Source organism: Kitasatospora sp. NPDC048298, from assembly GCF_043201465.1.
Taxonomy (GTDB): domain Bacteria; phylum Actinomycetota; class Actinomycetes; order Streptomycetales; family Streptomycetaceae; genus Kitasatospora.
The window spans coordinates 1-19,638 of record NZ_JBICYZ010000046.1 but is presented as its reverse complement, the minus strand read 5'-3'; the positions used below and the strand labels follow the sequence as shown (position 1 = coordinate 19,638).

Sequence of the window (19,638 nt, the reverse complement as noted above, 5' to 3'; positions counted from 1 at the left end):
GTCGGCGCAACGGCTGACGTGGTGTCCGCCGGTGGTTCTCCAACAGCACTTCTTACCGCCAAATGGCTGACCGTGGGGGCGCTTCTCCGGTGATCGTTACCGGTTTCGGCCAACGGAACCCGAGGTGGGCCGGTTGCGGGAGGCGGCGAGATTTCACCCGTCCGAGCGAGGGTCCGGTGACCCGCCGTCGTGACCCGGCCACCCACCGCCGAACCACCTCCGCCGGACTTGGAGGATCCTCCGACGCGCCCGGCGTACGGAGCCCTCCGCCTGGACGATCCGACGGGACCGGAGAGCGGCCGGAACAGGCCACCGACTACGCTGCCAGGCGTGAAGGTCCTCGTCATCGGCGGCGGCGCCCGCGAACACGCCCTGTGCCGCTCCCTGTCCCAAGATCCCGCAGTGACCGAACTGCACTGTGCCCCGGGCAACGCCGGGATCGCGCAGATCGCGACGGTCCACCCGGTCGACCAGTTGGACGGCGCGCAGGTCGCCGCGCTGGCCGGCCGGCTCGGCGCCGCCCTGGTCGTGGTCGGTCCGGAGGCCCCGCTGGTGGCCGGCGTCGCGGACGCCGTGCGCGCCGCCGGCATCCCGGTGTTCGGCCCGTCCGCCGCGGCCGCGCAACTGGAGGGCTCGAAGGCCTTCGCCAAGGACGTGATGGCCGCGGCCGGCGTCCCCACCGCGCGCTCCTACGTCTGCACCACCGCCGCCGAGGCCGCCGAGGCGCTGGACGCCTTCGGCGCCCCGTACGTGGTGAAGGACGACGGCCTGGCCGCCGGCAAGGGCGTCGTGGTCACCTCCGACCGCGAGGCCGCGCTGGCGCACGCCGCCGCCTGCGAGCGCGTGGTCATCGAGGAGTACCTGGACGGCCCCGAGGTCTCGCTGTTCGCGATCACCGACGGCACCACCGTCGTCCCGCTCCAGCCCGCCCAGGACTTCAAGCGCGCGCTGGACGGCGACGAGGGCCCCAACACCGGCGGCATGGGCGCCTACTCGCCGCTGCCGTGGGCGCCGGCCGGGCTGGTCGAGGAGGTCCTGGAGACCGTCCTCCAGCCGACCGTGGACGAGCTGCGCCGCCGCGGCACCGAGTTCTCCGGCCTGCTGTACGCGGGCCTGGCGCTCACCTCGCGCGGCACCCGGGTGATCGAGTTCAACGCCCGCTTCGGCGACCCGGAGACCCAGGTCGTGCTGGCCCGGCTGCGCACCCCGCTGGCGGGCGTGCTGCTGGCCTCCGCCGACGGGACCCTGGACCAGCTGGAGCCGCTGCGCTGGGACGAGGGCGCGGCCGTCACCGTGGTCGTCGCCTCCGAGGGCTACCCGGCCGCCCCGCGCACCGGAGACCCGATCGAGGGACTGGCCGAGGCCGAGGCGGACGGCACCGCGTTCGTGCTGCACGCCGGGACGAAGGCGGACGAGGACGGCCGGGTGCTCAGCGCCGGCGGCCGCGTCCTGTCGGTCACCGCGACCGGCGCCGACCTGGCCGAGGCGCGCGAGCGCGCGTACGCCGCGGTGGACCGGATCTCCCTCAAGGGCGGCCAGCACCGTACCGACATCGCGCTGAAGGCGGCCACCGCCTGAGGCGGGCCCGTCCACGCCCTCCGCGGCCCCCGTGCGAACCGCTCGCACGGGGGCCGCGGTGCGTGGGAGCCGGCGGTGCGCGGGGCGGCCCGGCGGGGGCGGGCCGGCTCCGGACGAGCGGGTCCGCCGGTCAACCCCAAGGGCGCAGCGTCCCGGGCGTTTCGCGGCCGGAGCGGCCGCGGGGGCGGACGTACTGTTCGGCCGACGGATTCCAGCCCATCGGGTGACAGCACCCGCATCCGGCTGACGCAACCGGCCGCCCGGCCGTATGGTGCGCTGGATCGTGGTGCGCGGGGCCCGCGCGCCGGGGTCGCCGCCGGGTAGCGGTGCTCCCACGGGGGGATGCTGGACGGCGTCCGGCCGGGCGGTCGTCCGGGTGCTTCGCACCGGACCGGTCGCCGGCAGCCGGGCGGCGTCACCGGAGCAACCGGGCGGTGTCACCGGGACGAGTGGAAACCGGGGTGATCCGGAACATCCACCCGGACCGGGGCGTCGAAAATGTCAGTAGCGCCACGCAGCATGCACTACCGGGGATCGGACACCTCCGCTTCCCGGTCGGAACTGATCGTTTCGAGTCGGCTCAGGGCCCGAAGCCGGGCGCCCGAGGGCTCCGAAGGGGGTGCCGCACCGTATGGCCGCAGTCGACACCGCGCGCGCTCACGCCCAGGCGGTCCTGCGGGTCCGAGGCCTCGCCCGGGCCGCCGCCGCCCTGCCCGCCGCCGTCGCGGTGGTCCTGCTCGCGGGCCGGTTCACCGGCCGGATCGGTGCGCCGGGGGCCGCCGACGCGGCGGGCTGGGACGCCGCACGCTGGGCGGTCTGCGCGATCGCCGCGCTGACCCTCCTGGTGGCCGGGCTCACCGCCCGCGCCCTGCGCCGGGCCGTCCCGCCGCGCACCCCGGCCGTCCCGCTGGACCGGGCCGAGGCCCCCGAGCTGTACCGGCTGATCGACGAGCTGGCGGACCGGCTGGCCGTGCCGGCGCCCTCGGCCGTCGCCCTCACCCCGGACTGCGACAGCTGGCTGGAGGACCTCCCGCAGGCCGCATCGCGTCCGCCGAAGGGCGCCCCCGGGGCGCCCGCTCCCGTCCTGGTGATCGGCTCGCCCTTCCTGTGGTGGATGCGGGCCGGCGAACTGCGCGCCCTGCTCGCCCCCGTGGTGGCCGGCACCGCCGCCTCCGCCGACCCGGAGATCGCCGCAGCCCGGCGCTTCCTGCGCAGCCTGGACGCCTGCCTGGACTCCGGCGGCGGCGCGGCCCCCGGCCTCGGCGGCGGCACCCTGGCCGCCCCGCCCCGGCCGCCCCGGCGCGGTCCGGCCGCGCTCGCGGACCGGGTCGTCCGCCGGATCGTCCGCCGCCTGCTCGGTGCCTGCCGGGGCCACTCCGCCGAGCTGGAGCGCTCGGTCGCGAGCTGGGCCTCCGAGCACGCCAGGACGGTCGACTACGGCCTGCGGATCGCCGCCCAGGAACAGGTCGGCCTGGCCTACGCGGGCTGGGACCGGCTGCTCACCAGGGTGGCGCTGCCCGCCTGGCGGCTCGGCCGCCATCCGGCGCACCTCAACGCCGGCGTGGTCTCCGCGCTCACCGAGCTGTCCCGGCGCGACCGGCTGGCCGACGGCTACGGCAGCAGGCTCGGCGACCGCCCCGCCTGCGACCTGCTGGAGGAGCCCGGCACCGTCGACCGGGCGGTCTCCCGGCTCGCCGCCGAACTGTTCTTCGGCCGTCCGGCGGCCGGCGCCTGGCACGAACTGGAGTGGACCGACTACCCGGCCGAGGTGGTGGACGCCGGCTGGCGGGCGGGCGCCGCCGCCCTGCAGACCGCCCTGGACCGGCTCGCCCCGCAGGCCCGCCCCGGCGCCCCGACCCTCACCCGGCTGCTGGGCCGGCTCGCGGAGGGCGACGGCGAGCTGCTGGCCGCCGCGCTCGCCGCCCAGCTGGCCCGCACCACCGCCCCGGCCCCGCTGCTCGAACCCGAGCGCAGCGGCCGCGACCTGCTGGTCGAGCACGTCACCGCGATGGTCTGTTGCGCCGCCGTGGACACCGCGGGCGGCGCCCCCGGCCTGGACTGGCTGGACGGCCCGGTGCTGCTGCTCGGCGGGGTGCGCCGCACCGACCTGGCCGGCCCGGTCGCCCAGGCCGTCGAACAGGGCCAGGACGGTCCGCTGCGCGCCTGGCTGGACGCCGCCGACGTCCGTCTCGAGAAACCCGTCCGCCTCTGACGTCCCAGGCGTCCCGGGAGGGCGCTCGGCACCCCCATACGCGCCCCCAAATGGGCCGGCCGCCGGGAGTCTTCGCAGGCCGGAGGCCCTGCCCGGGAGGCGCGCGAGATTCCCTGCACCAATCGCTACCGGAGGGTGACGTTGCGCCAGCAGTCTGTGGTGTATTAGACCGCACGCACATCCGGGGGGCACGTGCCAACCGGGCGGAAGTGCACCTGGGAGGGGCGCGTGGGGACCGAACTCAACGGCCGCTGGGAGTCGGGGACGCACGCCTACAGCGTCTCCGACCCCTTCGGCCAGGGCCCGCTGCCCTGGCTGCGCAGCCCGGACCAGTACCTGGCCGGGGCGGAGGGCGCCGTCCCCTGGTACGTCTCGGTGGACGCGCCGGGCCAACAGCCGCTGGCCGCGGGGGCCCGGCCCAAGCCCACGGTCGGCAGCCCCCAGGGCGCCAACGACGTGGACCAGCAGATCAAGGGCTTCGCCTCGGCCGGGGTGGTCCGCCCCGGCGGCTCGGTGGACTTCCGGGTCACGGTGAACCCGCCCCGCGAGTTCACCGTGGACGTCTTCCGGATCGGCCACTACGGCGGCGACAACGCCCGCCACATGACGTCCAGTCCGCTGATCTCCGGCCTCGTCCAGCCCGCCCCGCTGGTGGTCGACCGGACGGTCTCCTGCCACCACTGGTGGCACTCCTGGCGGCTCCAGATCCCGGTGCACTGGAAGCCCGGCTCGTACGTCGCCGTGCTGACCACCGCCGACATGCTGCACCGCAGCCACATCCCGTTCACCGTCCGGGACTTCGAGGACCAGGCGCACACCGCCGAACTGCTCCTGGTGCTCCCGGACGTGACCTGGCAGGCGTACAACCTGTTCCCCGAGGACGGCCGCACCGGCGCCAGCCTCTACCACGCCTGGGACGGCCGGGGCGGCCTGGTCGGGGAGCCGGAGGCGGCCGTCACCGTCTCCTTCGACCGCCCGCACGCCACCGCCGGACTGCCGCTGCACGTCGGCCACGCGTACGACTTCATCCGCTGGGCCGAGCGCTACGGCTACGACCTCTCGTACGCGACCGCCACCGACCTGCACGCCGGCCTGGTGGACCCGTCCCGGCACCGGGCGCTGGTCTTCCCCGGCCACGACGAGTACTGGTCCGAGCCGATGCGCCGGGCCGCCGAGCGGGCCAGGGACGGCGGCACCTCGCTGGTGTTCCTCTCCGCCAACACCATGTACTGGCGGGTCGAACTGTCCGCCGCCGCCTCCGGCGAGCCCAACCGGCTGCTCAACTGCCGCAAGCGGCAGAAGGTCCGTCCCGGCAGCCCGGCCGCCGGGGCGCCCGGCGCGGCCAGCGCGCTGTGGCGGGACGCAGGCGACCCCGAGCAGCAGCTGCTCGGGGTGCAGTACTCGGGGCGGGTCGCCGCGCCCGTCCCGCTGGTCGCCCGGCACACCGCGCACTGGCTCTGGGACGGCACCGGCCTCCAGGAGGGCGACGAACTGCCCGGGCTGGTGGCCGGTGAGGCCGACCGCTACTACCCCAAGGTGGCGCTGCCCGACCACATCGAGCGGGTGCTGCTGGCGCACTCGCCCTACCAGGACCTGTCCGGCCGCACCCGCTTCCAGGAGACCTCGCTGTACCGGGCGCCCAGCGGCGCGTACGTCTTCGCGGCCGGCACCTTCGCCTGGTCGCCCGCGCTGGGGCGCCCCGGCCTGACCGACGAACGGATCCAGCGGGCCACCGCCAACCTGCTGGACCGGCTCTGCAAGAACTAGCGTGGCGGCCCGGGAAGCTGCGCGCGGCGGCCGGGGGAACCGGCGGACGGTGGCCGGGGAACCGGTGTTCGGCGGTCGTGAAAGACTGCGGGGGCAGTGACCTCCCCTTTCGCGGTGCCCCGCCCGCGAACGACCCCTGAGGACTGAGACACCTTGAGCGGATTTGTCACCAAGCCCGAGCCGGTCCAGGTACCTGGCCTGGTCCACCTGCACACCGGCAAGGTGCGCGACCTCTACCGCACCGAGTCGGGTGAACTGGTCATGGTGGCCAGCGACCGGACGTCCGCCCACGACTGGGTGCTGCCGAACGAGATCCCGGACAAGGGCCGCATCCTCACCCAGCTGTCGCTGTGGTGGTTCGAGCGGATCGCCGACATCGTCCCCAACCACGTGATCTCCACCGAGGTCCCGGCCGGCGCCCCGGCCGACTGGAAGGGCCGCACGTTGGTCTGCCGCAGCCTGGAGATGGTCCCGGTCGAGGCGGTCGCCCGCGGCTACCTGGCCGGCTCCGGCCTGGCCGAGTACGACGAGACCCGCACGGTCTGCGGCATCGCGCTGCCGGAGGGCCTGGAGAACAGCTCCGAGCTGCCCGGCCCGATCTACACCCCGGCGCTCAAGGCCGAGGTCGGCGAGCACGACGAGAACGTCTCCTACGAGGAGACCGCCCGCCGGATCGGCGCCGAGCTGGCCGCCCAGCTGCGCCGCACCACCCTGGACGTCTACGCCCGGGCCCGGGACATCGCCCGCGAGCGCGGCATCATCCTGGCCGACACCAAGTTCGAGTTCGGCCTGCTGGACGGCGAGCTGGTGATCGGCGACGAGGTGCTCACCCCGGACTCCTCCCGCTACTGGCCGGCCGACGACTACCAGCCGGGCCGCTCGCAGTCGTCCTTCGACAAGCAGCTGATCCGCGACTGGCTGGTCTCCCCGGCCTCCGGCTGGGACCGCCACAGCGAGCAGCCGCCGCCCGCGCTGCCGGCCGAGATCGTCGAGCGGACCCGCGCCAAGTACATCGAGGTGTACGAGCGGCTCACCGGGACCACCTGGGCCTGAGCCCGTCCGGACCGCCCGCGAGCACCAGCCCCTAGATCCAGCCGTGCTCGCGGGCGATCCGCACCGCAGCGTGCCGGTTCTCCGCGCCCAGCTTGGTGGCCGCCGAGGACAGGTAGTTGCGCACGGTGCCCTGGGAGAGCGAGGCCCGCTCGGCGATCCCGGCGATCGTGGTGCCGTCGGCGGCCAGCTCCAGGACGTCCGTCTCGCGCGGGGTCAGCGGGCTCTCGCCGGCGCTGATCGCGTCCGCCGCCAGCTCCGGGTCCACGTACCGGCCGCCGGAGCGCACGGTGCGGATGATGCCGGCCAGGTCCGCCGCCGAGACGGTCTTCGGCAGGAAGCCGCGGATCCCGACCTCCAGCGCCCGCTTCAGGTAGCCCGGGCGGCCGTGGCCGGTGACGATCATGCAGCGGCAGTCCGGCAGCACCACGCGCAGCTGGGCGGCCACCTCGATGCCGTCCTTGCCCGGCATCTGGAGGTCCAGCACCGCGACGTCCGGGCGGTGCGCCAGCGCCATCGCCAGCGCCTCCGGACCGGAGCCGGCCTGGGCGACCACCTCGATGTCGTCCTCCAGCGAGAGCAGCGCGGCCAGCGCGCCCCGGATCAGGTGCTCGTCGTCGGCGAGCAGGACGCGGACGGGCGCGGCGTCGTCGGTCATCGGGCGGGCCTTCCTCAGCGGGGGAGCGGGACGGTGGCGAGCATCCGGAAGACGCCCGCCTCGGCGGTCGGTACGGTCAGCTCGCCGTCGTGGGCGGCGAGCCGCTCGCGCAGCCCGCGCAGCCCGGTGCCGCTGCCCTGGGAGGGGAACGGGACGTCGGGCACCCCGTCATTCTCCAGTTCCAGCACGGCCCGTCCGTCCTCGGTCCGCAGCCGGATCAGGCAGCGGCCGGCCTCGCTGTGCCGCAGCACGTTGGTGGTGGCCTCGCGGATCACCCAGCCGAACACCGACTGGACCGGGGGCGGCAGCTCGTCGGCGTGCTCGCCGAGGTCGATCTCGCAGGCGACGTCGGCCGAGCGCAGCACCGCCCGGGCGCCGATCGCCTCGGCGTGCAGGTCGGCGGTGCGGTAGCCGCGGATGACGTCCCGGACCTCACGCTGCGACTCCTGGGCGATCTTCTGCACCTCGGCCATCTGGTCGGCGGCCTCCTCGCGCCCCCGGCGGGCGAGCTGGACGGCGAGTTCGCTCTTCAGTGCGATGGTGGTGAGGTTGCGGCCCATCACGTCGTGCAGGTCGCGGGAGAAGCGCAGCCGCTCCTCGGCGACGGCCAGCCGGGACTGGGCCTCGCGGGCGGCGTCCAGCTCCCAGACCACCGAGGTCAGCCAGGCGAAGCTGCGGCAGGTCCCGCCGAGGACGGGCAGCATGACCAGGGAGCCGATCAGCAGTCCGGCGGTACCGGCGAGGCCGTACCCGGCCAGCACCATCGCCGGCGCGGTCAGCAGGAACCCGCCGAGGGCGGCCAGCGAGGCCTGGGCGATCGACAGCCCGATGGACGCCGGGCCGAAGGCGACGGCGAGCAGGAGGGCCGCCATCGTGGCGGTGAACGCCATCCCGGACCGGCCGTCCGCCCCGTCGGCGTGCGGTCCGAGCAGCAGGAGGGCCCAGGAGCCGGCCACCGCGAACGCGCCGTTGACGGCCAGCCAGCGCAGGCGGTCGGTGGGGCGCTTCAGGTAGTGGTCGAGCGAGGTGCGGCAGGCCCGCAGGCCCAGCAGCGTCGAGGCGAGCGAGACCAGCAGGGCGATCCGGACCGTCCCGACGGAGTCCGGCAGGTCGGCCCGGGCCCCGGCGGAGAGCAGGGTGATCGGGAGCAGCAGCAGCGGCAGCGTGTAGAGCGACCAGCGGAAGTACAGCTCGGTGCGCCGGGGCTTGCTCAGGCTCGTCCAGCTGCGAAGCGGTGACCGCATTCTCAATTCTTCCGCCCCAGTTCGATCACGATCTTGCCGGTGTCTTCATATCAGAGGCACGGAAGGCGTTCATCCGTCGGATGAACGCCTTCCGTGCGCGGTGCCCTTCGGGTCAGCGGCGCGGCTCCCAGCGGAAGTAGCGCACCGCGCCCCAGACGGCCAGGCCCAGCCAGATGGTCCCGGTGACCAGGTGCGAGCCGGCGGCGCCCCAGGAGCCGGCGAAGCCGGTCGCGGCGGCCGAGCCGTCGGTGCCGAACCAGCCGACCCGGATCAGCTGGAAGGCGGGAGTGGTCGGCAGCAGGCGGCAGATGTCGGCCAGCTGCTTGGGCATGACCTCCAGCGGGACGAACAGGCCGGAGCCGAGCTGCATCACCAGCATGATCGGCAGGGTGGTGATGCCCGCGCTCTCCACGGTCTTGGTGAAGGCGCTGGACAGCGCGGCCAGGGCGATCATGGTGGCCAGGGCCAGCAGCAGGCCGACCAGCATCAGCACCGGGTTGACCGGCACGGCCAGGTGCAGGCCGAGGCTGCCGCCGATCCCGATCAGGGCGGCCATCATCAGGCCGAGCGCGAGCGAGGGGACGGCGGTGCCGAGCAGGATCTCGATGTCCCGGGCCTCGCCGGTGCGCAGCCGCTTGAGGACCAGCTCACCGCGCCGTCCGACGTACGCGGCGGTCAGGTTGTAGTACACGACGAAGGCCAGGATCATCCCGACCGAGCCGTAGACCAGCAGCGAGTCGACGTCCAGCCCGGGGTTGGACTCGGCCTGCTTCGACAGCGCGCCCTGCAGGGTGAAGACCAGCACCAGCGGCAGCACCAGGGCGGTGAACAGGGCCGTGCGGTTGCGCACCAGCAGGGTGGCCTCGGCCCGGCCGAGGGCGAGCAGTCGGCGGACGGTGGTGCTCTGCGGACCGGCGGTGGCGGTGGCGGCGGTGGGGGCGGCGGTGGTCATCGGGCGGATCCGATCAGGCGGCGGCGGGCGGGGCGGGTGGCGGTGGGCGCCTGCGGGGGGTTCTGGTGGGCGGCCTCGGAGGCGATCGCGAGGAAGGCCTCCTCCAGCGAGGCGCTGCGGGCGTCCAGGGCGCCGAGCGCGATCCCGTGCTGCCGGGCCCAGCCGAGCAGGTCGGTGAGGGTGTCCTGGAGCCCGAGGGTCTGCACGGTGACCCTGCGGCCCTCGACGCCGATCTCGGCCCCGGCCAGGACGGGCAGCGCCGTCCCGGTGAAGTCGGGGAGCTCGAAGCTGATCCGGGCGGGCCGGCCGGCGATCACCTCGGCGACGGTGCCGGAGGTGACGACCCGGCCGCCGTGCATGATGGCCAGCCGGTCGGCCAGCTCCTCGGCCTCCTCCAGGTAGTGCGTGGTGAGCAGCACCGTGGTGCCCTGGGCGCGCAGCTCGCGGACCAGCTGCCAGACGGCGGCGCGCGCCTCCGGGTCGAGACCGGTGCTCGGCTCGTCCAGGAAGAGCACCTCGGGGCGGCCGAGCAGGGCCATCGCAAGGTCCAGCCGGCGCTTCTCGCCGCCGGACAGCTGCTTGACCCGGACGTTCGCGCGGTGGCCGAGGCCGACCAGCTCCAGCGCCTCCGCCACCGGGCGGGCGCCGCTGGTCATCCCGGCCCAGGCGCGGCCGGTCTCGGCGGCGGTGAGCTCGCCGGGGAAGCCGCCCTCCTGGAGCATGATGCCGATCCGCGGGCGGACGGCGGCGCGCTCCCTGAAGGGGTCCCGGCCGAGCACCCGGACGGTGCCGCCGGTGGGGGCGGCCAGGCCCTCGATGACCTCCATGGTGGAGGTCTTGCCGGCCCCGTTGGTGCCGAGCAGGGCGAACAGCTCGCCGCGGCGGACGGTCAGGTCCACGCCGCGCACGGCGTGGTACCCGGAGGTGCCGCCGCCGTAGTGGCGGTGCAGGTCGGTGACCTCGATCACGTCGTCGCTGGGGCGGGAGGGCCGGCTCGTTTCCATGCCTCAAGCCTTCCGCCGACCGGGCCGCGCGGGCAGTGCGCACCGTCATGACATCGCGGTGCGGATGCACGGGTCGGCGATGACAAATGTCATGGGCCGATTTGCCGGGGAATGCCGAAGGGCCCCCTCGAGTGAGGGGGCCCTTCGTATCGGAGCGGACGACGAGATTCGAACTCGCGACCCTCACCTTGGCAAGGTGATGCTCTACCAACTGAGCCACGTCCGCAGGTCAAACTATTGAGTTGTGCTGTGCTCGCGCACTGCGAGCGGACGACGAGATTCGAACTCGCGACCCTCACCTTGGCAAGGTGATGCTCTACCAACTGAGCCACGTCCGCATGGTGCCTGGTGGGGCACCCGCCGCCTCTTCGGATCTCTCCGTTGCGGCGACGAGGAATACTCTACAGCATCTTTCGGGGTGGTCGCCCCACCCTTTCGGTCCGGGCGGGCGGGGCGACCGGGGAGCGGTGTCCCCGCGGGGCTCAGTTCGCCTCGGCGAACGCCTCGTACACGTGCTTGGGGATGCGGCCGCGGGCCGGCAGCTCCATCCCGCGGGACAGCGCCCAGGCGCGGACGGCGGCCGGGTCCGGGGTGAGGGCCGTGCGGCGGAAGGACTTTCCGGTGCGGCTCTGCCGGCGGCCGGCGGCGACGAACGGAGCGAGGGCCTCCCGCAGCTTTTCCGCGTTGTCCACGGACAGGTCGATCTCGTACGACTTCCCGTCGACGCCGAAGTGGACGGTTTCCGCGGCGGCGCCGCCGTCCAGGTCGTCGGAGAGCGTGACAACTACACGCTGAGCCATGGGTGTCAATCCTCTCGGGCAATTCGGCCGCCGGTCCGAGGGGGTACCGAGGCCTGATGTGCACCAACTCGCGCAAGCGCGTACGGGCAGGCCGGATGGCCCGCCTGATACGCAGCACTTGCCGCGACAGGTGGCCCCTATTCTGCACCCGAAGGGGGCCGAAATCGAAGAGTCCGGCATTCTTTTCCGGATATTCACGTCTCTTCGCGGGGCTGTGGGATACCGATGTGCGGGACGGGCGGATCTGTCCCCAAGTGCCGTATTCGGGTGTTCTCCCGGCTGCGTCGTTCCGGGGGCCGAATCCGGGGAAACCGGTCGGCCCGGGTGGGTGGCGAGGGGCCTGGATCCCTTGCGGCGTAAGGGTCTGGAGTCTACGCGCGTCGCTATCCCCGGCCAGCAATCCTGCCCGAAACCACGGGTAGTCTGGGGTTCCCCCGCCTCACCGAAGACACCACCGGGAGTGCCAGTGGCACGCGTCGTAGTCGACGTCATGCTCAAGCCGGAGATCCTCGACCCCCAGGGACAGGCGGTGCAGCGCGCACTGCCCCGTCTCGGATTCACCGGGATCGCCGACGTCCGCCAGGGCAAGCGTTTCGAGCTGGATGTGGAGGGCCCGGTCGACGACGCGGCGCTCGCCCGTATCCGTGAAGCCGCCGAGACCTTTCTCGCCAACACCGTGATCGAGGACTTCACCGTCCGGGTCGAGGAGGAGGGCAAGTGACCACCCGCGTCGGCGTCGTCACTTTCCCCGGCTCCCTCGACGACCGCGACGCCCAGCGGGCGGTCCGTCTCGCCGGCGCCGAGCCGGTCGCCCTCTGGCACCGTGACAAGGATCTCCACCAGGTCGACGCCGTCGTCCTGCCGGGCGGATTCAGTTACGGCGACTATCTGCGCTGCGGTGCGATCTCCCGCTTCTCGCCGGTGATGGAGACCGTCATCGAGCAGGCGAAGCTCGGAATGCCGGTGCTCGGTATCTGCAACGGCTTCCAGGTGCTGTGCGAATCGCACCTGCTGCCCGGTGCGCTCCACCGGAACGACTCGCTGCACTTCATCTGCCGCGACCAGAAGCTGCGCATCGAGAACGCCGGCACCGCCTGGACCCGGGATTACTCGGCGGGCCAGGAAATCGTCGTCCCGCTGAAGAACGGCGAGGGCCGCTTCGTCGCCGACGAGCGGGTGCTGGACGAGCTGGAGGCGGAGGGCCGGGTCGTCGCCCGTTACCTCGACGTCAACCCGAACGGTTCGTACCGCGACATCGCCGGCATCACCAACGCCGCCGGCAATGTCGTCGGCCTGATGCCGCACCCGGAGCACGCCGTGGAGCCGCTCACCGGTCCGACCACCGAGGGCCTGGGCTTCTTCACTTCCGTCCTGAAGCAGCTGGTGAACGCCTGATGAGCCTCGACACCGTCAAGAACGCCGAGCAGACCCCGGACACCGCCCAGCCCTGGGCCGAACTCGGCCTCAAGCAGGACGAGTACGCCCGCATCCGGGAGATCCTCGGCCGCCGCCCGACCGGCGCCGAACTCGCCATGTACTCGGTCATGTGGTCGGAGCACTGTTCGTACAAGAGCAGCAAGGTCCACCTGAAGCAGTTCGGCGAGAAGAAGCCGGATTCGGACGCGATGCTCGTCGGCATCGGCGAGAACGCCGGTGTCGTCGACGTCGGCCAGGGCTACGCGGTCACCTTCAAGGTCGAGTCGCACAACCACCCGTCGTACATCGAGCCCTACCAGGGCGCGGCCACCGGCATCGGCGGCATCGTGCGCGACATCCTCGCGATGGGCGCCCGCCCGGTCGCCGTGATGGACCCGCTGCGCTTCGGTGCGGCCGACCACCCGGACACCCGGCGCGTGCTGCCCGGGATCGTCGCGGGCATCGGCGGCTACGGCAACTGCCTGGGCCTGCCGAACATCGGCGGCGAGGTCGTCTTCGACTCCTGCTACCAGGGAAACCCGCTGGTCAACGCGCTGTGCGTGGGCGTCATGAAGCACGAGGACATCCACCTCGCGCAGGCCTCCGGCGCCGGCAACAAGGTCATCCTGTACGGCGCCCGCACCGGTGGCGACGGCATCGGCGGCGTCTCGGTGCTCGCCTCCGAGACCTTCGACGACACCAAGCCGGCCAAGCGCCCGGCCGTCCAGGTCGGCGACCCGTTCCAGGAGAAGCTCCTGATCGAGTGCACCCTGGAGATCTTCCGGGAGAAGCTCGTCAAGGGCATCCAGGACCTCGGCGGGGCCGGCCTGTCCTGCGCCACCAGCGAGCTGGCCTCGGCCGGTTCCGGCGGCATGCGGATCGAGCTCGACACCGTGCACCTGCGCGACCACACGCTCTCGCCGGAGGAGATCCTCATGAGCGAGTCGCAGGAGCGCATGTGCGCGATCGTGGAGCCCGACAAGGTCGACCGCTTCCTGGAGATCTGCGAGAAGTGGGACGTCATCGCCAACGTCATCGGTGAGGTGACCGACGGCGAGCGCCTGGAGATCTACTGGCACGGCGAGCTCGTGGTGGACGTCCCGCCGCGCACCGTCGCCCACGAGGGCCCGACCTACCAGCGTCCGTACGCCCGCCCGAGCTGGCAGGACGCGCTGCAGGCCGACGCCCCGACCGCCGAGCGGCTGGCCCGCCCGACCACCGGCGAGGGCCTCAAGGCCGACCTGCTGAAGGTCACCAGCCACCCGAACCAGGCCTCCAAGTCCTGGATCACCAACCAGTACGACCGCTACGTGCTGGGCAACACGGTGCTCGCCTCCGGCGAGGACTCGGGCATGATCCGGATCGACGAGGAGACCAACCTCGGCGTCTCGGTCGCCACCGACGGCAACGGCCGCTTCGCCAAGCTGGACCCGTACACCGGCGCCCAGCTGGCCCTGGCCGAGGCGTACCGCAACGTCGCGGCCGGCGGTGCCAAGCCGCTCGCCGTCTCCGACTGCCTCAACTTCGGCTCCCCCGAGGACCCGGACGTGATGTGGCAGTTCGCCGAGGCCACCCGCGGCCTGGCCGACGCCTGCCTGGTGCTCGGCACCCCGGTCACCGGCGGCAACGTCTCGCTGTACAACCAGACCGGCGAGGTCGCCATCCACCCGACCCCGGTGGTCGCGGTGCTCGGCGTCATCGACGACGTCACCCGGCGTACCCCGCTGGCCTTCGCCGAGGAGGGGCAGCTGCTCTACCTGCTCGGCGACACGGCGGACGAGCTCGGCGGCTCGGCCTGGTCGCAGGCGGTCCACGACCACCTCGGCGGCCTGCCGCCCAAGGTGGACCTGGAGCGCGAGCGGCTGCTCGGCGAGATCCTGATCGCCGCCTCGCGCGACGGCATGATCGACGCCGCGCACGACCTGTCCGACGGCGGTCTCGGCCAGGCGCTGGTGGAGAGCTGCCTCAAGGGCGGTCACGGTGCGCGCATCGTCGTGCCCGAGGGCCAGGACCCGTTCGTCCTGCTGTTCTCGGAGTCGGCCGGCCGCGCCGTCGTGGCGGTGCCGCGCAGCGAGGAGCTCCGGTTCAACGACATGTGCACCGCGCGCGGCCTGCCGGCCACCCGGATCGGTGTCGTGGACGGCGACAGCCTGGACGTCCAGGGCCAGTTCAGCGTCTCGCTGGCGGAACTGACGGAGGCTCACACCGGCGTCATCGAGGCCCTGCTGGCCTGACGCACGGTTCCTGAGGGGCGGGCGGTTCTCTGGTGAACCACCCGCCCCTCGGCGTATGTTGACGCCCATGCCTGCCAAGTCCCGTACGTATCAGCCGCAGAAGGTGAGCGCCGCGTTGGTGGCGCAGAGCGAGGCGGTGCGCGATGTCGTGCACCGGCTGACGGATTCCGACCTCGACCGGACGACCCGGCTCGGCGCCTGGAAGGTGCGCGAGCTGGTGACCCACGTGAGCCTGGCGCTGAGCCAGTTGCTGGGCGTGCTGAACTCGCCGGAGCCGGACGGGCCGGCGCTCCCGCTGGCCGACTACGCGGCGATGGCCGCGACGATGGCCGAGTTCGTCGACAGCGCGACCACGGAGCACGCGGAGACCGGCTTCGCCGGCTCGGCCAAGGAGGTGGCCGCCGAGTTCGACCGGTCGCTCGACGCCGTGCGGGCGGTGCTCGACGGGCCGGCCGTGGCGGACCCGGAGCGGAAGGTCACCTTCCTGACCGGACATCCGATGCTCCTGACCGAGTACCTGGTGTCCCGGCTGGTCGAGGCCGTGGTGCACGCCGACGACCTGGCCGACGCGCTCGGCCTGGACGCCTTCCCGCACGACCCCCAGGCCCTCGCCGCCGTCTCCCGGATGCTGGCCGACGCCCTCGCCGGGCAGGTGCCCGGCGGCGCGGTCGAGCTGCGGGTCCCGCCGTACGCTGTGGTCCAGGCGGTGCCGGGGCCGAAGCACACCCGGGGCACCCCGCCCAACGTGGTGGAGACCGATCCGCTGACCTGGATCCGGCTGGCCACCGGCCGGCTCGACTGGGCGGCGGCGGTGGAGTCGGCCAAGGTGTCCGCCTCGGGGGAGCGCAGCGATCTGCGGGCCTACCTGCCGGTGCTCGGCTAGGACTTCGGCCGGCGGGCCGTCCGGATCCTGTCAGGGGACGGACGGCCCGCTGAGGTACACGCCCTCCGCCGAGTACGGCCAGGCGTTGGGCGCGCAGCCCTTGAGGCCGTAGATCTGCTGCATCATCGCGGGCGCGGGCTTGCCCTCGCCCGGGCAGCTCTCGTGGCCGTGGCCGATCCGGTGGCCCACCTCGTGGTTGACGATCAGCGCCCGGTACTCCTCCAGCGGTCCGCTGAACTGGGGTGAACCGGTGTTCCAGCGCTTGGAGTTGACGAGCACCTGGTTGCCGACGTTGCAGTTGACCTCGCCGTGGGTGTCCAGGCCGGAGGCGCCGCAGATCCGGTCCACGGTGGCCGGGGAGGCGATCTTCACGGTGAAGTCGTACGGGCCGCTCGCGACCAGCTGGAAGCCGTTCTTGTGGTCGTTGGTCCAGCCGCGCTTGTCGCCGAGGATGCCGTGGATCTGCGCGGCGGCGGTCGGGGCGTCGATGCCGATGCCGTCCTCGACCTCCACCCGGTAGCGGCGCACGTTGCCGCGCCCGACCGGTTTGGCGGTGGCGGGGGCGACGGTGAAGGTGCCCGCGCCCTTGGTGGGGCCGGGGTCGGGGCCGGCGGGGGCGGGCGGTGCCACGGGCGGCGGGGTGTCGGCCGGGGGCGGGGTCGGCTCCGGCGTGGCCGTGGCGGTCTGTTCGGCCGGCGGGGCGACCCGCGCCTGGGTGGTCGGGGTGGCGGCCGGGGTTCCCCCCGGGCGGTTCAGCACGACCGCCGTGGCACCCAGCACCAGCGCGGAGACCACCAGCGCCATGAGCATGCCAGGACCGAGTCTGCGCCGCGGTCGGCGGCGTCGGCGACCGCCCTTCCGGGGCGGTGCGGTGCGCCTGCCGACGGATCGGGCTGCGGACATGATCTTCACACTGGCATGGCGAACGGGTGAATGTCTACGTGCCTGGTGGGGAGGTTCGCCACCCCGGGGACGGTGCTCCGTCCGGGACGGCGGTTGACCCCTGCGTCTCGGGTGGCAGACTTCAGGGCATGGCGATTCACAGGAATCTTCTCGACGGTCCCGAACCGACCCTCCTCCCGGAGGAGGAGCGCCCCTACCGGATGCTGGCGGAGGAGTCGGCCTCCCCGACCCAGGTGGCGGCCGAGTTCCCGGCCTTCTGCCTGGCCTGGGCGATGCTCGCCGACGACGCCTTCGCGGCCGGCCGGTACGTCGAGTCGTACGCCTACGCCCGTACCGGCTACCACCGTGGCCTGGACGCGCTGCGGCGCAACGGCTGGAAGGGCCACGGCCCGGTGCCGTGGGAGCACCGCGGCAACCGCGGCTTCCTGCGCTGCCTGGCGGGGCTCGCCCGGGCGGCCGGCGCGATCAAGGAGACCGAGGAGGAGGCCCGCTGCTGGCAGTTCCTGAAGGAGAGCAGCGCGGAGGCGTACGCGGAGCTCAAGCAGTAACCATCCCCCCGACGTGACGGGTGCCCCCGGCGGAGAAACCGCCGGGGGCACCCGTGTCTTCACGCTCGGGGCGCGGGTCCGCACGCTCGGGGCGCGCACTTCCGCGCTCGCGGCGCGGACCTCACTTCAGGCGCTTGCCCGCCGAACGCAGCTGCTCGGCGGCCTCGACCACGCGAGCGGCCATGCCGGCCTCGGCCAGCTTGCCCCAGGTGCGCGGGTCGTAGGTGTTCTTCTTGCCGACCTCGCCGTCGACCTTCAGCACGCCGTCGTAGTTGGCGAACATGTGGCCAGCCACCGGGCGGGTGAAGGCGTACTGGGTGTCGGTGTCCAGGTTCATCTTCACGACGCCGTTCTCCAGCGCGGTGGCGATCTCCTCGGCGCTCGAGCCCGAGCCGCCGTGGAAGACGAAGTCGAACGGGTCGGTCTTGCCGTACTGCTTGCCGATCGCGTCCTGGAGCTCGCGCAGCAGCTCCGGCTTCAGCACGACGTTGCCCGGCTTGTACACGCCGTGCACGTTGCCGAAGGAGGCGGCCAGCAGGTAGCGGCCCTTCTCGCCCAGGCCCAGCGCCTCGGCGGTGCGCACGGCGTCGTTGACGGTGGTGTACAGCTCGTCGTTGATCTCGTGGGTGACGCCGTCCTCCTCGCCGCCGGTCGGGGTGATCTCGACCTCGAGGATGATCTTGGCGGCGGCGGCCTGGGCCAGCAGCTCCTGGGCGATGGCCAGGTTGTCGGAGAGGGTCTCGGCCGAGCCGTCCCACATGTGCGACTGGAACAGCGGGTTCTGGCCCTTGGCCACGCGCTCGGCGGAGACCGCCAGCAGCGGGCGGACGTAGCCGTCCAGCTTGTCCTTCGGGCAGTGGTCGGTGTGCAGCGCGACGGTGACGTCGTACTTGGCGGCGACGATGTGGGCGAACTCGGCGAGCGCGACGGCGCCGGTCACCATGTCCTTGTTGTGCTGGCCGCCCAGGAACTCCGCGCCACCGGTCGAGATCTGGATGATGCCGTCGCTCTCGGCCTCGGCGAAACCACGCAGCGCGGCGTGCAGGGTCTGCGACGACGTGACGTTGATGGCCGGGTAGGCGAACTTGCCCGCCTTGGCCCGGTCCAGCATCTCGTTGTAGACCTCGGGAGTTGCGATGGGCATGCGATCCGCTCCTGTCGGGTTGCGGCGTACGGACGGTGCTGTCCGACGCTGTGTACGCCTTCGTGACGACTCCGTGCCGGCCCGCCGACGCGCGGCGTTGCGGTGTGGCTCTCCGGCACGTTCGAGGCGACCTCCGCGGTACGGCCATGAGGGTGGTGTGCCGTTGCGGACCGGACGCCTGTGCCATCTTCCCAGACTCGTGCCCGCAGGTCAGCAGGAGCCCGGCATGCGGAACGGCGCACGACACGGGCGCACGGCGGGCTCCGGGCGGCCCCGGCGGGGGCCGGGAGCGCTTCCGGCCGGGCAGCGCAGGCGCGGTACGCCCGCTTCGCCGGCAAGGTGCGCCCGCTATCCTGCGCCCGTGGACTACAACCAGCTGGCCGTCAACCTGCTCGACGCCAAATCCCTGATCTCGTCCCTCGGCGCCATCGGGCTGATCGCGATCATCTTCGCGGAGACCGGCCTGCTGGTCGGCTTCTTCTTCCCGGGCGACTCGCTGCTCATCCTCGCGGGTGTCGCCGCCTCGAACGCCGCCTCCTCGGTGCTCGGCGACGGCGCCAAGCTGCCGATCGCCGTGCTGCTGATCGGCTGCCCGATCGCGGCGATCGCCGGCGCCCAGCTCGGGCACCTGATCGGTGCCAAGGTCGGGCCGAAGATGTTCGACAAGCCCGATTCGAAGATCTTCCGCCGCGAGTACGTGGTGAAGGCGGAGGAGTACTTCAACAAGTTCGGCTCCGGCAAGGCCGTGGTGCTGGCCCGCTTCATGCCGATCATCCGGACCTTCCTGAACCCGGTCGCCGGCACCCTGGAGATGCCCGCCCGGACCTTCTTCGTCTGGAACGTGATCGGCGGCGTGCTGTGGACCGAGTCCATGCTGCTGATCGGCTACTTCTTCGGTGACGCGCTCGCCCCGGTGATCGACAAGTACCTGATCCCGGCGGTGCTGCTGATCATCCTGCTGTCGATCTCGCCGATCCTGGTCGAGGTCATGCGCGAGCGGAAGAAGAAGCGGGCCGGCGGTGCCGAGGCCGCCGGCGAGAGCCAGGTCCAGGTCGGCAACGGCCGGCACCGGCGGGGCTGAGGCCGACACCGGCCCCGGCCGGGCCGGGTGCCCGCCGCTCCGGACACGACGGAGGGGCGGGGGGGGGGGGGCGGGGACGGCCCCCGCCCCGCGGCGGGGGGGGGGGCCGGGGGGGGGAGTGGGCCCCGGGGGGGAGGGGGGGCGCGGGGCCGGTCAACACCGCC

17 protein-coding genes and 2 tRNA genes are annotated in these 19,638 nt (G+C 73.1%); 10 read left to right on the top strand and 9 right to left on the bottom strand.

The genetic code is table 11. The annotated features are described in order from the left end of the window. The first annotated feature begins 330 nt into the window (after positions 1-330). From purD to ACGF0D_RS29010, 4 genes are all read left to right on the top strand, one after another. On the top strand, positions 331-1,578 hold the full coding sequence (gene purD / locus ACGF0D_RS29025; protein WP_392868590.1) for a phosphoribosylamine--glycine ligase: 1,248 nt from the start codon (positions 331-333) through the stop codon (positions 1,576-1,578). A 631-nt stretch (positions 1,579-2,209) separates the two neighbouring features. After that, positions 2,210-3,790, top strand: a complete 1,581-nt coding sequence (locus ACGF0D_RS29020) for a hypothetical protein (RefSeq protein ID WP_392868589.1) — start codon at positions 2,210-2,212, stop codon at positions 3,788-3,790. Between the two features lie 228 nt (positions 3,791-4,018). Beyond that, positions 4,019-5,557 carry a N,N-dimethylformamidase beta subunit family domain-containing protein gene (locus tag ACGF0D_RS29015; protein ID WP_392921206.1) on the top strand — a complete coding sequence of 513 codons (1,539 nt, stop codon included), beginning with the start codon at positions 4,019-4,021 and terminating at the stop codon, positions 5,555-5,557. 153 nt (positions 5,558-5,710) lie between these two features. Then, the gene (locus ACGF0D_RS29010) at positions 5,711-6,610 is read left to right on the top strand and encodes a phosphoribosylaminoimidazolesuccinocarboxamide synthase (RefSeq protein ID WP_392868585.1); all 900 of its coding nucleotides are present in this window, start codon (positions 5,711-5,713) and stop codon (positions 6,608-6,610) included. 31 nt (positions 6,611-6,641) lie between these two features. On the opposite strand, the gene ACGF0D_RS29005 is transcribed toward ACGF0D_RS29010, so the two are convergent. From ACGF0D_RS29005 to ACGF0D_RS28975, 7 genes are all read right to left on the bottom strand, one after another. Then, positions 6,642-7,265 carry a response regulator gene (locus ACGF0D_RS29005; RefSeq protein ID WP_392868583.1) on the bottom strand — a complete coding sequence of 208 codons (624 nt, stop codon included), beginning with the start codon at positions 7,263-7,265 and terminating at the stop codon, positions 6,642-6,644. A 14-nt stretch (positions 7,266-7,279) separates the two neighbouring features. After that, positions 7,280-8,509, bottom strand: a complete 1,230-nt coding sequence (locus ACGF0D_RS29000; protein ID WP_392921204.1) for a sensor histidine kinase — start codon at positions 8,507-8,509, stop codon at positions 7,280-7,282. Between the two features lie 112 nt (positions 8,510-8,621). Then, on the bottom strand, positions 8,622-9,461 hold the full coding sequence (locus tag ACGF0D_RS28995; protein ID WP_392921201.1) for an ABC transporter permease: 840 nt from the start codon (positions 9,459-9,461) through the stop codon (positions 8,622-8,624). Continuing rightward, entirely contained in the window at positions 9,458-10,465 is a 1,008-nt protein-coding gene (locus ACGF0D_RS28990) for an ABC transporter ATP-binding protein (protein ID WP_392921198.1), read from the bottom strand. Before ACGF0D_RS28990 ends, ACGF0D_RS28995 begins: the two co-directional genes overlap by 4 nt. 153 nt (positions 10,466-10,618) lie before the next feature. Then, positions 10,619-10,691: transfer RNA gene (locus ACGF0D_RS28985), tRNA-Gly, on the bottom strand. A gap of 39 nt (positions 10,692-10,730) precedes the next feature. Continuing rightward, positions 10,731-10,803: transfer RNA gene (locus ACGF0D_RS28980), tRNA-Gly, on the bottom strand. Positions 10,804-10,947: 144 nt separating this feature from the next. Next, positions 10,948-11,265 (bottom strand): Lsr2 family protein, encoded by a 318-nt coding sequence (locus ACGF0D_RS28975; RefSeq protein ID WP_030056585.1) that lies wholly within the window; start codon positions 11,263-11,265, stop codon positions 10,948-10,950. Positions 11,266-11,731: 466 nt separating this feature from the next. Here ACGF0D_RS28975 and purS point away from each other — a divergent pair, with 466 nt between their 5' ends. The 4 genes from purS to ACGF0D_RS28955 all read left to right on the top strand — a co-directional run bounded on the left by purS (position 11,732) and on the right by ACGF0D_RS28955 (position 15,798). Beyond that, on the top strand, positions 11,732-11,986 hold the full coding sequence (purS, locus tag ACGF0D_RS28970; protein ID WP_049654013.1) for a phosphoribosylformylglycinamidine synthase subunit PurS: 255 nt from the start codon (positions 11,732-11,734) through the stop codon (positions 11,984-11,986). Continuing rightward, on the top strand, positions 11,983-12,660 hold the full coding sequence (gene purQ, locus ACGF0D_RS28965) for a phosphoribosylformylglycinamidine synthase subunit PurQ (protein WP_392868575.1): 678 nt from the start codon (positions 11,983-11,985) through the stop codon (positions 12,658-12,660). Before purS ends, purQ begins: the two co-directional genes overlap by 4 nt. Then, a complete protein-coding gene (purL, locus tag ACGF0D_RS28960) occupies positions 12,660-14,915 on the top strand; it encodes a phosphoribosylformylglycinamidine synthase subunit PurL (protein WP_392868573.1) in 2,256 nt (751 codons plus the stop codon). The genes purQ and purL overlap by 1 nt, the downstream gene beginning before the upstream one ends. A 67-nt stretch (positions 14,916-14,982) precedes the next feature. Continuing rightward, complete coding sequence (locus ACGF0D_RS28955) at positions 14,983-15,798, top strand: sterol carrier family protein (RefSeq protein ID WP_392921195.1); 816 nt, start codon at positions 14,983-14,985, stop codon at positions 15,796-15,798. Between the two features lie 30 nt (positions 15,799-15,828). On the opposite strand, the gene ACGF0D_RS28950 is transcribed toward ACGF0D_RS28955, so the two are convergent. Continuing rightward, the gene (locus ACGF0D_RS28950; RefSeq protein WP_392921192.1) at positions 15,829-16,608 is read right to left on the bottom strand and encodes a DUF3152 domain-containing protein; all 780 of its coding nucleotides are present in this window, start codon (positions 16,606-16,608) and stop codon (positions 15,829-15,831) included. 221 nt (positions 16,609-16,829) lie between these two features. Between ACGF0D_RS28950 and ACGF0D_RS28945 the strand changes: the two genes are divergently transcribed. Beyond that, on the top strand, positions 16,830-17,249 hold the full coding sequence (locus tag ACGF0D_RS28945) for a DUF3151 domain-containing protein (RefSeq protein WP_392868568.1): 420 nt from the start codon (positions 16,830-16,832) through the stop codon (positions 17,247-17,249). Between the two features lie 121 nt (positions 17,250-17,370). Here ACGF0D_RS28945 and fbaA read toward each other — a convergent pair whose 3' ends face one another. After that, complete coding sequence (gene fbaA / locus ACGF0D_RS28940; RefSeq protein WP_030056593.1) at positions 17,371-18,393, bottom strand: class II fructose-bisphosphate aldolase; 1,023 nt, start codon at positions 18,391-18,393, stop codon at positions 17,371-17,373. 361 nt (positions 18,394-18,754) lie between these two features. Here fbaA and ACGF0D_RS28935 point away from each other — a divergent pair, with 361 nt between their 5' ends. Beyond that, positions 18,755-19,474, top strand: coding sequence for a DedA family protein (locus ACGF0D_RS28935; protein WP_392868564.1), 720 nt, complete (start codon positions 18,755-18,757; stop codon positions 19,472-19,474). The last annotated feature ends 164 nt before the right edge of the window (positions 19,475-19,638 follow it).

Excerpts from the sequence above, each read along its gene's own strand:
- ACGF0D_RS29020 (WP_392868589.1), top strand. The coding sequence starts at position 2,210 with ATGGCCGCAGTCGACACCGCGCGCGCTCACGCCCAGGCGGTCCTGCGG.
- ACGF0D_RS29005 (WP_392868583.1), bottom strand. The coding sequence starts at position 7,265 with ATGACCGACGACGCCGCGCCCGTCCGCGTCCTGCTCGCCGACGACGAG.
- ACGF0D_RS29000 (WP_392921204.1), bottom strand. The coding sequence starts at position 8,509 with ATGCGGTCACCGCTTCGCAGCTGGACGAGCCTGAGCAAGCCCCGGCGC.
- ACGF0D_RS28995 (WP_392921201.1), bottom strand. The coding sequence starts at position 9,461 with ATGACCACCGCCGCCCCCACCGCCGCCACCGCCACCGCCGGTCCGCAG.
- ACGF0D_RS28990 (WP_392921198.1), bottom strand. The coding sequence starts at position 10,465 with ATGGAAACGAGCCGGCCCTCCCGCCCCAGCGACGACGTGATCGAGGTC.
- ACGF0D_RS28975 (WP_030056585.1), bottom strand. The coding sequence starts at position 11,265 with ATGGCTCAGCGTGTAGTTGTCACGCTCTCCGACGACCTGGACGGCGGC.
- purL (WP_392868573.1), top strand. The coding sequence starts at position 12,660 with ATGAGCCTCGACACCGTCAAGAACGCCGAGCAGACCCCGGACACCGCC.
- ACGF0D_RS28955 (WP_392921195.1), top strand. The coding sequence starts at position 14,983 with ATGCCTGCCAAGTCCCGTACGTATCAGCCGCAGAAGGTGAGCGCCGCG.
- ACGF0D_RS28950 (WP_392921192.1), bottom strand. The coding sequence starts at position 16,608 with ATGCTCATGGCGCTGGTGGTCTCCGCGCTGGTGCTGGGTGCCACGGCG.
- ACGF0D_RS28945 (WP_392868568.1), top strand. The coding sequence starts at position 16,830 with ATGGCGATTCACAGGAATCTTCTCGACGGTCCCGAACCGACCCTCCTC.
- fbaA (WP_030056593.1), bottom strand. The coding sequence starts at position 18,393 with ATGCCCATCGCAACTCCCGAGGTCTACAACGAGATGCTGGACCGGGCC.